This is a genomic window from Streptosporangium sp. NPDC005286 (genome assembly GCF_040607515.1).
Taxonomy (GTDB): domain Bacteria; phylum Actinomycetota; class Actinomycetes; order Streptosporangiales; family Streptosporangiaceae; genus Streptosporangium.
Map to the genome: position 1 here is coordinate 1 of NZ_JBEXGU010000217.1, position 12,411 is coordinate 12,411.

Annotated in this window: 9 protein-coding genes; 6 read left to right on the forward strand and 3 right to left on the reverse strand. The window is 69.4% G+C overall.

Annotated features, from left to right (window positions below; all coding sequences use genetic code 11):
- Positions 1 to 610: 610 nt before the first annotated feature.
- Both ABZU75_RS41600 and mgrA read left to right on the forward strand, forming a co-directional pair.
- Positions 611 to 2,671: a S9 family peptidase gene (locus tag ABZU75_RS41600; protein WP_355567357.1), complete on the forward strand. Its 2,061-nt coding sequence runs from the start codon at positions 611 to 613 to the stop codon at positions 2,669 to 2,671.
- Positions 2,668 to 3,696 (forward strand): L-glyceraldehyde 3-phosphate reductase, encoded by a 1,029-nt coding sequence (mgrA, locus tag ABZU75_RS41605; protein WP_355567360.1) that lies wholly within the window; start codon positions 2,668 to 2,670, stop codon positions 3,694 to 3,696. The genes ABZU75_RS41600 and mgrA overlap by 4 nt, the downstream gene beginning before the upstream one ends.
- A 65-nt stretch (positions 3,697 to 3,761) precedes the next feature.
- On the opposite strand, the gene ABZU75_RS41610 is transcribed toward mgrA, so the two are convergent.
- Positions 3,762 to 6,188, reverse strand: coding sequence for a lysylphosphatidylglycerol synthase transmembrane domain-containing protein (locus ABZU75_RS41610; RefSeq protein ID WP_355567363.1), 2,427 nt, complete (start codon positions 6,186 to 6,188; stop codon positions 3,762 to 3,764).
- A 460-nt stretch (positions 6,189 to 6,648) separates the two neighbouring features.
- Here ABZU75_RS41610 and ABZU75_RS41615 point away from each other — a divergent pair, with 460 nt between their 5' ends.
- From ABZU75_RS41615 to ABZU75_RS41625, 3 genes are read left to right on the forward strand one after another with little or no spacing between them, the layout of a single operon-like run.
- On the forward strand, positions 6,649 to 6,930 hold the full coding sequence (locus ABZU75_RS41615; protein ID WP_355567366.1) for a hypothetical protein: 282 nt from the start codon (positions 6,649 to 6,651) through the stop codon (positions 6,928 to 6,930).
- A gap of 29 nt (positions 6,931 to 6,959) precedes the next feature.
- On the forward strand, positions 6,960 to 8,648 hold the full coding sequence (locus ABZU75_RS41620) for a M28 family metallopeptidase (protein WP_355567369.1): 1,689 nt from the start codon (positions 6,960 to 6,962) through the stop codon (positions 8,646 to 8,648).
- 36 nt (positions 8,649 to 8,684) lie between these two features.
- The gene (locus tag ABZU75_RS41625) at positions 8,685 to 10,700 is read left to right on the forward strand and encodes a molybdopterin oxidoreductase family protein (RefSeq protein ID WP_355567372.1); all 2,016 of its coding nucleotides are present in this window, start codon (positions 8,685 to 8,687) and stop codon (positions 10,698 to 10,700) included.
- Positions 10,701 to 10,734: 34 nt separating this feature from the next.
- Here the strand turns inward: ABZU75_RS41625 and ABZU75_RS41630 are convergent, their stop codons facing one another.
- Positions 10,735 to 11,184: a GNAT family N-acetyltransferase gene (locus tag ABZU75_RS41630; protein WP_355567375.1), complete on the reverse strand. Its 450-nt coding sequence runs from the start codon at positions 11,182 to 11,184 to the stop codon at positions 10,735 to 10,737.
- A gap of 174 nt (positions 11,185 to 11,358) precedes the next feature.
- Here ABZU75_RS41630 and ABZU75_RS41635 point away from each other — a divergent pair, with 174 nt between their 5' ends.
- On the forward strand, positions 11,359 to 11,823 hold the full coding sequence (locus ABZU75_RS41635) for a hypothetical protein (protein WP_355567378.1): 465 nt from the start codon (positions 11,359 to 11,361) through the stop codon (positions 11,821 to 11,823).
- Positions 11,824 to 11,965: 142 nt separating this feature from the next.
- Here ABZU75_RS41635 and ABZU75_RS41640 read toward each other — a convergent pair whose 3' ends face one another.
- Positions 11,966 to 12,337 carry a VOC family protein gene (locus ABZU75_RS41640; protein ID WP_355567381.1) on the reverse strand — a complete coding sequence of 124 codons (372 nt, stop codon included), beginning with the start codon at positions 12,335 to 12,337 and terminating at the stop codon, positions 11,966 to 11,968.
- Positions 12,338 to 12,411: the final 74 nt, after the last annotated feature.

Here is a 12,411-nt window from a genome sequence, read left to right on the forward strand (position 1 = left end):
GATGAAAGGGCAGGTTGGACAGGGTTGTGCTTCATGCACTGGCTTTTAACACACTGTTGAGTTCTCAAGAAACGGACGCGTACACCGTCGTCCCGGCCAGTTTCGGCCGGAGAACCAGGGGCGGTTCGTTTTGTTCTGTTCTTTCGTTGTGCCGTTATTCTTTCAGGCCCGCTTTTTCGTGTCAAACCGGCTCGTTTTGAAGCGATTGACTTGATCTTGCAGGTCTTGCTGGAATTCGGCGGCTCCGTTTCCAGAGCAACCCCTCAAACTTACCAGCACCTGAGCGGCTCTGCGAACCGGGCTCTGGAACCTTGGGTTTCAAAGGGATTGTCAGCGGACACGACACAAGCCATACGAAAGTCACCGGAGTGATTAGAGTGGTTTGCGTCGGACCTTGCCGACTCCAAAAGATTAGCAGTCCTCCAAGAGCGCTCGGAACGTAACGGCGAACCCCGTACGAGGAAACCTCGGGCCGGCCGGAGGAGCCGAGCCTGGCTCGCGAGCAGCGCGGGCCGCGGCACGTCGAGGCAGGCCGAGGTGGATCAAGGCCGATCGCCCCGACCGGGCGAGCGATCCGAACAGGGACCGGCGGAAACATAGACTCGGCTGAGTGAGCAGCCAGACGCCGCCGACGGCGAAGAAGGTTCCCAGCGAGCGCGTGCACCACGGGGACACCGTGGTCGATGACTACGCGTGGCTGACGGTAAAGGACGACCCGGAGGTGGTCGCCTACCTGGAGGCGGAGAACGCCTACACACAGGAGGCGACCGCCCACCTCAAGCCCCTGCAGGAGACGCTCTTCCAGGAGATCAAGGGACGCACCCTGGAGACCGACCTCTCGGTCCCCACCCGCAAGGGCGGCTGGTGGTACTACTCGCGGACCGAGGAGGGCAAGCAGTACGGCATCCAGTGCCGGGTGGCGGCGGACGGCGAGACCCCGCCCGAGTTGAAAGCCGGCGAGTCGCTCCCCGGTGAGGAGATCCTGCTCGACGGCAACGAGCTCGCCGGAGACTCCGACTTCTTCTCGATCGGCACCAGCTCGGTCAGTCCCGACGGCACCCTGCTGGCCTACTCCACCAACTTCACCGGCGACGAGCGCTTCACCCTGAAGGTGAAGAACCTCACCACCGGCGAGACCCTCCCCGACGAGATCCCCGGCATCTTCTACGGCGGCGCCTGGTCGGCCGACGGCACGACGTTCTTCTACACGACCGTCGACGAGGCCTGGCGGCCCAACCAGGTGCACCGGCACACGATCGGCAGCCCCGCCAAGGACGACATGCTCGTCCACGAGGAGGCCGACGAGCGGTTCTGGGTCGGCATCGGGCTCAGCCGGAGCGAGCGTTACCTGGTGCTCTCCTCCGGCAGCAAGATCACCAGCGAGGTCCGCGTCCTTGAGGCCGACGACCCCACCGGCGAGTTCCGCGTCGTCCGGCCCCGGGAGACCGGCGTCGAGTACGGCGTCGACCACGCGGGCGACCACTTCCTGGTCCTGCACAACCGGAACGCGGAGAACTTCGAGCTGGCCACCGCGCCGCTCGACGCCCCCGGCGACTGGACTCCGCTGATCGAGCACCGCGCCGACACCCGGCTGCTCGACGTCGACGCCTTCGAGGGCCACACCGTCGTGCACTTCCGCCGGGACGGGCTCACCGGCATCCGCATCCTGCCCCGCGCCGGGGAGGCGTACGAGATCTCCTTCCCCGAGCCGATCTACGACGTGGCCCCGTCGGGCAACCCGGAGTTCGTCACGGGGCGGCTGCGGCTCGGCTACACCAGCATGGTCACCCCGCCGTCGGTCTACGACTACGACCTGGCGGCGCGCGAGCTGGTCCTGCTGAAGCAGAAGGTCGTGCTCGGCGGCTACGACCCCACCGACTACGAGCAGTTCCGCGAGTGGGCGACCGCGTCCGACGGCACCCGCATCCCGATCTCGATCGTGATGAGAAAGGGCACCCCGCGGCCGGCCCCCACGGTGCTCTACGGCTACGGCAGCTACGAGATCTCGATCGACCCCTCGTTCTCCATCGCCAGGCTCAGCCTGCTCGACCGGGGCTTCGTCTTCGCCGTGGCACACGTCAGGGGCGGCGGTGAGATGGGCCGCCACTGGTACGAGGACGGCAAGTTCCAGAAGAAGAAGAACACCTTCACCGACTTCGTCGCCGCCGCCGAGCACCTCCCCGCCGCCGGCTGGTCGAGCGCGATCGTCGCCAGGGGCGGATCGGCGGGCGGGCTGCTGATGGGCGCGGTCGCCAACCTCGCGCCCGAGACCTTCGCGGGCGTGGTGGCGGAGGTGCCGTTCGTGGACGCGCTGAACACGATCCTCGACCCCTCGCTGCCGCTGACCGTGATCGAGTGGGACGAGTGGGGCGACCCGCTGCACAACCCCGAGGTGTACGCGTACATGAAGTCGTACACGCCGTACGAGAACGTGGACGGCCGGGTCTACCCGCCGATTCTGGCGATCACCAGCCTCAACGACACCCGGGTCTTCTACCACGAGCCCGCCAAGTGGGTCGCGAAGCTCCGCGACGTCGCGGACGGCGGGCCGTTCCTGCTCAAGACGGAGATGGGCGCCGGGCACGGCGGCCGCAGCGGCAGGTACGACGCCTGGCGCGAGGAGGCCTTCACCCTCTCCTGGATTCTCGACACGACCAAGGTGACCAAGTGACATATATCGCGGCAGATGACAGGTACGACGGACGCCAGCCGTACAACAGGGTCGGCAAGAGCGGGCTCAAGCTGCCCGCCGTCTCGCTGGGGCTCTGGCACAACTTCGGTGACGACAAGCCCTTCGAGACCCAGCGGGCCATCCTGCGCAGGGCCTTCGATCTGGGGGTGACCCACTTCGACCTGGCCAACAACTACGGTCCGCCGCCCGGGTCCGCGGAGACCAACTTCGGGCGGCACTTCCACGAGGACTTCGCACCGTACCGGGACGAGCTGGTCATCTCCACCAAGGCGGGCTACGACATGTGGCCCGGCCCGTACGGCGAGTGGGGGTCGCGCAAGTACCTGCTGTCCAGCCTGGATCGGTCGCTGGAGCGGATGGGGCTCGACTACGTCGACATCTTCTACAGCCACCGGTTCGACCCGGACACCCCGCTGGAGGAGACGATGGGCGCGCTGGACCACGCGGTCCGGTCCGGCAAGGCGCTGTACGCGGGCATCTCGTCCTACTCGCCCGAGCACACCGCGGAGGCCGCGCGGCTGCTGCGGGAGATGGGCACACCGCTACTGATCCACCAGCCCTCGTACTCGATGCTGAACCGGTGGATCGAGGGCGGGCTGCTCGACGTCCTGGAGGAGGAGGGCGTGGGCTGCATCGCGTTCTCCCCGCTGGCGCAGGGCATGCTGACCGACCGCTACCTGAACGGGATCCCCAAGGGGTCGCGGGCCTCGCTGGGACGCTTCCTCACCCCGGAGATGCTCGCCGAGGAGACGATGCGGCACGTCCGCACCCTGAACGAGATCGCGGGCGGGCGCGGCCAGTCGCTGGCGCAGATGGCGCTGGCCTGGGCTTTGCGCGACAGGCGCGTCACATCGGTGCTGATCGGCGCGAGCAGTGTGGAGCAGCTGGAGAACAGCCTCGCGGCCGTGCAGAACACGTCGTTCGACGCCGCGGAGCTTGAGGCGATCGACAAGGACGCGGTCGAGGCGGGCATCAACCTCTGGGCCAGGTCCAGCGAGGCCTGACCCGCGTCCGTGAGAAAGACCGCCGGGCCACCTGCCGGCGGTCTTTCCGGGGCACGGGACAGGGCCTAGAGCGCCTCCTGTCGCTGCAGGTGCGCGAACGAGGCCCAGCCGGGCAGGACCGGCAGCCAGAAGGTCAGCAGCCGGAACAGCAGCACGGCCGAGGTCGCCACCTCACCGGACAGGCCGGAGAGGGTCAGGCCGACCGACAGGGACAGCTCGACGGCGCCGAGGCCGCCGGGAGTGGGGGCTGCCGAGCCGATGGCGTTGCCCGCGAGGAAGACGATGGCGACGGCGGCGAAGTTGAGGGAGCCGCCGAAGGCGCGGACGCAGGCGTCCAGGCAGAGCACGAAGAACAGGGTGAGCATCAGGGTGCCACTGAAGCCCTCGATGATCTTCCTGGGCGACTGGAGGACGTCGAGCAGGCGCGGGATGACCCCGGAGAACAGCGAGCGGAGCCGCGTGGTGATCATGCGGCGCAGCCGTGGCACGCCCACGATGACCAGCACCACCACGGCCACGGCCAGCAGCGTCAGCACGAGCGTGCGCGACGGGGTGAACGACGAGGCGGTGTTGGAACCGGTGATGTAGGCGAACAGCAGGAGCAGCGTAATGTGGAATGCCAGCCCGATGAGCTGGGAGGCGCCCACGCTGGCCACCGCCTGCCCCAGGGGGATGCCGCGTTTCTGCAGGTAGCGGGTGTTGATCGCGACCCCGCTCACCGCGGCGGGCGCGACGAGCTTGACGAACGACCCGGCGAACTGGACGAGCACGGTACGGCCGAGGGGCAGTTTCTCCGGTACGAAGCCCATCAGCATCAAGGCGGCGGCGACGTAGCTCATCATCGCGGCGACCAGTGCCACGCCGGTCCAGCTCCACTTGGCCGACGTGATCATGTTGAGGTTGATCTGGGTCAGGTAATAGACCAGGAAGTACGCGGCGAAAGCGGTGCCGATGATGGTGATCAGGGTCCTGGGGCGGAAGCGCTCCAGGCGCACCTCCTCGGCCTCGGCCTTGGGCGTGAGCTCGACGATCCGCTCGCGGATCTCGGTGAGCAGCCCCTTGTTCTTGCTGAGCGCCGCCCTGGTCTCGCGGGTCAGCGCGATCCGCTGGAGCAGCGGGAGCGCGTCGGCGAGCAGGCCGTGTCCGGCTCCGGCCGCGGCGGCGTTGACCGCCCGCTGGGCTCCGACGCGGAGGCTGAGGTAGGTGAGCAGCTGGGCGATGTCCAGGCGGAGCAGCAGGTCACCGGCGGCGATCTCGCCGCTGCGGGCGTCCGTGAGGATGACCCGGCCCTCGCGGTCGACATGGATGCTGTCGCCGGTCAGCCGCCGGTGGGCGAGCCGCTGGACCTGCAGCAGCAGGACCTGCTCCCAGATCTGGGCGAGCAGGTTGTCGTCGATCTCCTCGTCGGGGATGTCGTCGAGCGCGCGGGTGGGGATGTGCTCGTAGACGAGCAGCGCGGCCTCCGTGCCGATCTCGCTGGTACCGACGAGCCGGGGGGTGCTCACTCCCGCCGCCTGCGCGGCGTACGCCATCAGGGCCTCGCGCTCCAGCTCGGCGCGGAGTGAGCGGATGGCCTTGCGGCGGGTCTCGGAGTTGAGCCGGATGCGCCGCCAGATGCGGTAGAGCACCCCGGCCACCTGGCGGTCCCGGTCGAGGACCGTGACGTCGAGGCGGTTGCCGTTCTTGAGCTCGACGGCGTAGCGGCGGCTGCCCTGGTAGTCGTCGTCGAGCCGATGCGCCCTGACCGGGGCGAAGCCCAGCTTGCGAAGCACGCTGACGACCGCACTGCCCGGAGGGCGGGTGTTGGGGCTGCCCACGCCGTACAGGGTGGCGTAGCCGACGGCCAGGCCGACCAGGATGGAGACGACGATGCCGAGGAGGGTGGCGGCGAGCCCGGCGAACAGGGCGACGGCGTTGAGCGCGACCGCGCTCCACAGGGCCGCCCGCCAGGTGGGGCGGCGGGATATGCGCACCGCGGTGACGTAGGCGATGATCGGGGTGAGCAGCGTGTTGACCGGCTCGACTCCGGCTCTGCCTCCGGTCATCAGGAGCCTCAGGTCCTCGGGCCCGGCGTGCACGATCCACTCGCCGAGCACGAAGGAGAGCACCATCGCGGCGATGGCCGCGAAGAGCCCCTCGGCCACCCGGAGGCCGTCACGGTGCAGCACCCGCTCGATGGCGAAGGCGATGGGCACGCCGAGCATGGCCGAGGCGCTCAGCACCCCGGCCAGGCCGCTGAGCAGGAACGGCGCCCGGCTGGTGCCGTCGGCGACGTCGCCCTCCAGGCCGTTCAGGGTCTTCTGCGCGACGAGGGCGAGCAGGATGACGGCCACCAGCCCGAGCAGGGTCGCCAGGAACCGCAGCAGGTCCGAAGGGCGACGGATCCGCTGGGGAAGCAGCGGCTCGATGACGCGCACGGCTAGATCGCCGTCCGTCGCCGGCCGTGTGCCGTCGTCGGACGATGTTCCGTCCAGCTCCTTGATTTCCGTCACCGCCAGCGATTCTGCATGTTCCGCATTACAGCTGCGTCACCGACCTTCTCCCCCAGTGTCCACAATCGGAGCCATACGCATGTCGATGGCTTCCGACAGTCTTGACAGTCTGGCTTCCATCTTGGTGGCTGAAATCAGAAAACGGGGCCACACGGTGACACCGTATGGCGCCCCGGCCGGCGAGCGGGCCTGGCGGACGTGGTCTCGAAGAGATCATGGACGCCCGCCTCGACGAGGGCGGCGAGCGAGCACAGCGTACCTGCTCGAGATCGAGAATTGACCCTTCTAGCTGCGGGAATACTGGATTTAGCGGGTGCGGGACTGGAAGGCTGACCGTCATGTTCCTTCGCCCGCCCGCAGCCTGCAGGGCCGCGTCCGGGGAGCGGGAACACCTCGTCGCGGTCGCCTCTCACCGCCTTCCCGGGAGCGCGGGCGCTCCATGCACGTTGAGGGGTTCCGCATGAGCACTCGCGCCTCCAGGGGAATGGTGGTCGCGATCACCCGATTCCCTCGACGCCCCCACCGTAAAGATCCCGGTCATCTCCACCACCCGCGCGGCGGGAGTCACCTACGGCCCCTGCTCCACCTCAGCGACACCGCCCTGGGGCTGAACAGCGGCGCGATCGCGACAGCCGCGTTCGTCCACGCCCGGACCGACGACCTGCCCGGCGGCTCCGTCCCGGGTGGTGCCACCGGGCCGGTATCCGGCGGCCACCTCGCCGCCACCGATGTTTTCAAGTAACGCCGTCCCCGATGTCAGAGGAGCCTGACGTGAGTGCACGTGCCTTCGGGAGAGTGCTGGCCGCCGTCACCATCGCCTCGGTCACGATCCCGCCCGTCGTCGACACGGCCTGGGCCGCGACCCCGCCCGGAACGGTGCACGGGCTCGCCACCTCCGCGCCGGAACCGGTGGACGCCGGTGTCCACAGCCCGTCCGGCCTGCCCTCGGAACCGCCTCCGGAGAGTCCCCTGCCGCCGGACGCGAAGGCGTTCGGGCAGTCGATCAAGCTCGCGTCCGTCAGGCGGCACCTGGAAAGGCTCCAGGAGATCGCCAAGGCCAACGGCGGTACCCGGGCCGCGGCCACCCCTGGCCATGAGGCCTCGGTCGCCTACGTCGCGGACAGACTTCGCGCCGCCGGATACCAGGTCACCCTGCAGGAGTTCGGGATCCCCTTCTTCCATGAGCGGAAGGCTCCGGTGCTGGCGCGATCGTCCCCCGCGGCCAGGGTTTACCTGCCCGGCATCGACTTCCAGACGATGACGTACTCCGGCTCGGGGAGGATCACGGCTCCGGTGCAGGGCGTGGACCTGGTGCTGCCGCCGGCCCCGAACGCGAACTCCTCCTCCGGATGCGAGGTGAGTGACTTCAAGGGGTTCGTCCGGGGGAACATCGCCCTGATCCAGCGTGGCTCCTGCAGCTTCCAGGTCAAGGCGGAGCGGGCCCAGGCGGCCGGTGCGTCCGGGGTGGTCATCTTCAACGAGGGGCAGCCGGGTGAGGCTCTCGCCGACCGCAGGATCCTGCTGCGGGGCTCGGTCAACACCTCCAGCATCAAGATCCCGATCGTCGGAGCCACCTTCGCGGCCGGCAAGGAGCTGTCGGCGCCGGGAACGACCGCGACGCTCGCGGTGGACGCCGAGAGCGACCCCGACCGCAGGACGCGCAACGTCATCGCCGAAAGCCGCCGGGGCGACCCGGACCGGGTGGTCATGCTCGGCGCCCACCTGGACAGTGTCATGGCGGGACCCGGCATCAACGACAACGGCTCCGGGACCGCGGGTGTCCTGGAGACGGCGTTGGCGGCGAAGGACCTGCGGACGAGGAACAGGCTGCGCTTCGCCTTCTGGGGCGCGGAGGAGCTGGGCCTGCTCGGTTCCACCCACTACGTGGCCCATCTCTCGGCGGCGGAGCGGGCGAAGATCAAGCTGTACCTGAACTTCGACATGATCGCCTCGCCGAACTACGTCCTGGGGATCTACGACGGCGACAACTCCGACACGGGCCTGGACACGCATCCGCCTGCCGGTTCCGACCGGATCGAGAAGCTCTTCCAGTCGTACTTCGACACCGTGGGCAAGCCGCACCAGGAGGCCGACTTCACCGGCCGCTCCGACTACGGCCCCTTCATCAAGGCGGGCATCGCCGCTGGCGGGCTGTTCACCGGCGCCGAGGGCATCAAGTCCGCCGAGGAGGCCGAGAAGTTCGGCGGCAAAGCCTGGGCCCCCTACGACAGGTGCTACCACCAGGCCTGCGACACCATCGCCAACATCGACGACGGTGCGCTGGCGGTGAACGCCTCCGCGATCGGCGCGGCGGCGTACACCTACGCGTACGCTCGCGACCTCCCCGGCGATCCCGTCGCCCCCGGCCCCACCGGAGGGCCGAGAGTCGGAGGGCCGAGCACCGGAGGGGGCGGGCTGGGACACGACCACCGGCACGAGCCCCCCGGGCTGCTCCGGTGACACCCGCGCTCCCTGGGCGCGGCTACAGTCGAGGGCATGTCGTCAGGCGAACTTCGAGTGCTGGGGGCGTGCCCGCTTGACTGCCCCGACACGTGCTCCTGGGTGGTGACCGTCCAAGGCGGCGAGGCCGTCAAGATGCGCGGCAACCCTGACCATCCCTACACCCGCGGCGCGCTCTGCGTGAAGGTCAACCGCTACCTGGAGCACACCCGGGCGTCCGACCGCATCCTGCACCCGATGCGGCGGACCGGCCCCAAGGGGTCCGGCAGGTTCGAGCGGATCAGCTGGGACGAGGCCCTGGAGGAGATCTCCGTACGGCTGCGCGGCATCGTCGACGAGCATGGCGGCGAGGCGATCTGGCCCTACCTGGGCACCGGCACGCTGGGATACCTCCAGGGGGCCGAGGGAGTGGCCGGGCGGCGGTTCTGGAACGCGCTCGGCGCGTCGAGGCACTTTCTGAACATCTGCTCGTCGGCCGGCAACTCCGGGCTGCGACAGGTCTACGGCACGCCGGGCGGGATGGATCCGGAGACGTTCGCCCTGTCCCGGCTCATCCTGCTGTGGGGCACGAACACGCTGACCAGCGGGCACCACCTGTGGAAGTTCATCCAGGACGCCCGCGCGGCGGGGGCGCACGTGGTGGCGATCGACCCGATCCGGACCCGCACCGCCGAGCAGGCCGACGAGCACCTGCCGATCAGGCCCGGCACCGACGCGGCCCTCGCCCTGGGGCTGATGAACGTCGTGCTCGCCGAGGGAGCCGAGGACCGCGACTACCTGGAGAACCACACGACCGGCTGGGAGAACCTCCGCGAGGAGATCCTGCGCCACCCTCCGGCACGCGTGGCGGAGATCACCGGGCTGCCCGAGTCCGACATCCGGGCCCTGGGGGTCCGGCTGGCGCGCACCCGGCCCACCGGCATCCGGGCCACCATGGGCGTGCAGCGGCACGCCGGCGGCGGCACCGCGATGCGCACGATCGCCGCCATCCCCGGCGTGACCGGCGACTGGCGCCACCCCGGCGGCGGGATCGCGTACTCCACCAGCGGGCACATCCACCTGAACATCGACACCCGCGAGGACCTGCTCGCCCGGCCGGTCCGCACGCTCACCATGACCCGGCTGGCCGATCAGCTGGACGAGTCGGTGAAGTGCCTGTGGGTGTACGCGGCCAACCCGATGAGTTCCACCTCCGACCAGAACCGGATCCGCGAGAAACTGACGCGCGAGGATCTGTTCACCGTCGTGATGGAGCAGTTCCCGACCGACACCGTCGACTACGCCGACATCGTGCTCCCCGCCACCATGCAGATCGAGCACGCCGACCTGCACGCGGGCTACGGGCACATGTACCTGATGTGGAACTCACCCGCGGTCGAGCCGCCGGGCGAGTGCCTGTCCACCACCGAGACCTTCCGCCGCCTGGCGCGGCACATGGGGCTCACCGAGCCGTCCCTGTACGACTCCGACCTGGAGCTGGCCGAGCAACTGCTCTCCTCGGGCCATCCGTCGCTTGACGGCATCACGCTCGACCGGCTGCGCAAGGAGGGCTGGGTCCGCCTCAACGTGCCGCGGCCGTTCGTGCCGTTCACCGAGGGCTTCCCGACGCCCTCGGGCCGGATGGAGTTCGGCGCGGGACCCGCCTACGTCCCGCCGCACACCGCCTCGGCCGCGCCGGGACCGTATCCGCTGACCCTCATCACCCCCGCCTCCCACACCTTCCTCAACACCATCTTCGGCAACAACCCCGAGTTGCTGCGGCGCTCGAAGGGCCCGCGGGTCCTGGTGAATCCCACGGACGCCGCGCCGAGGGGGCTGAGCGACGGGCAGCGGGCCCGGGTTTTCAACGCCGGCGGCGAGTTCGAGGCCGTGGTCGAGATCAGCGAGCGGGTCCGGCCGGGCGTGATCGCGTCCACCAAGGGGCACTGGCGCAAGCTGAGCTCGGGGGGCACGACCGTGAACGCCGTGGTGGAGGCCCGCGACGCCGACATGGGCCGTGGCGCCGTCTACCACGACAACCTGGTCGAGATCGGCCCGAGCGCCGCCGAGTGACGGACGGATCACCTCGACGCCGGCCCCTGGCCGATCAGGTCAGCGCGAGTTTGTAACCCTCGTGGGACGCGACGAAGCCGAGGGAGTCGTAGAAGCGGTGGGCGTCCGCGCGGGTCTTGTCCGTGGTGAGCTGGACCAGGGCGCAGCCCCGGGCCCGTCCACGCTCGACGGCCCATGCCATCATCGTGCGGCCCAGACCCCGCCCGCGCAGCTCCGAGGCGATCCTGACCGCCTCGATCTGCATCCGGAGGGCACCCCGGCGGGAGATGCCGGGAATGTAGGTGAGCTGCATGGTGCCCACGACCTCGCCGTCCAGCTCCGCGACGATCAGCTCGTTGGCGGGGTCGGCGTCGATGACCTCGAAGGCGGCACGATGCTCCTCACCGTAGGCTCCCTGGCGGGCGGCCGCGACGGTGTCGTCGGCGAGCATGGCCACGATGAGCGGAACGTCCTCGGCACGGGCGATACGGAAGTTCACCGGCATGGCGGCCAACCTATCCCGGAACACCGCCGCACTCCTCCATGGCGGCCTGGACGCCCCTCGCGGGGACCTCCGGAGGGAGATCTCGCCTGTCACCGGGGGGAGACGACGGGTAGGGGAACAATCAGGGTCGCTCCCCGATGTGAGCAAGGGGGTTCGGGAGGCAGCCTTGATGGCATGAACGACGAACTGACTCGACGTGACGAGATGTCCCTCGCCGGAGCGGCGCTGCGCGGCGCTCCCTGGAAGGCCGCCGCGGTGACCGGCGGCGCGGTGACCGCCACCAGCTTCGGACTGGGTGTGCTCACCGGTGGCGGGGATCTGACCTGGGCGATGGTGGTCGGCATCGGCCTGTTCTCGCTTATCGCAGCCATCGGCTCGATCAGCAAGCCCAACAGCGGGGACCGGGTGACCCGGCAGGCCCGGCTCTGGGCGCTGCGCCACCCCTGGAGGTTCGCCCTCTACCCCTCGTTCGGCGCCGCGATGCTCATGTATCCGGTGCAGCTCATCGTCGACGGCGAGGGCGTGTTCAGCGCGGCGCTGGACGCCCTGCAGGGCGGGGTCGTGGTCTACCTGATCACGGCTGTCCTGGCGCTGACCCTCAAGGGCCGCGGCCAGACCTCGCTTCCCGGCGGTCGCTGAGCCCTCGGGTGATCGCCGATCTTCCGGTGATCACCCGGCCTCGTGGGGATCACTCATGTCGGCCGCCGCAGGCCGCCTTCGGTCGCCGAGGCTCGCGGCCCGGCCGGGCCCTTCTGGAGTGACCGGGCCCAGAGCCGCTCCGCTAGACGCGCTCGTATTCGGCGCGGCAGACGCAGAACTCGTTGCCCTCGGGGTCGAGCATCGTCACCCAGCCGGTGCCTTCGGGGTTGCGCATGTCCTCGAAGATCGTGGCGCCGAGCTCGAGCAGGCGCTCGACCTCCTCGTCGCGGGTGGTGCCCGCCGAGCCGGTGAGATCCAGGTGAAGGCGGTTCTTGACGGACTTGCCCTCGGGAACCTTGATGAACAGCAGATCCACCCCGCCGCCCCGCAGGAGGATCTCATCGTCCTCCTTCTTCGTCTCCGGATGGAGCTCCCCGCCGGTGGCGTCGCGCCAGAAGGTCGCCAGTTCGTACGGCTGGGCGCAGTCGAAGGTCACGTATTGAACAACAATCATGCGCCCACCCAACCCGACACCATCAAAACCGTCAAGCCGGTTTCGGGCGACCCCGGTCCGAGCGGGGTCGCCCG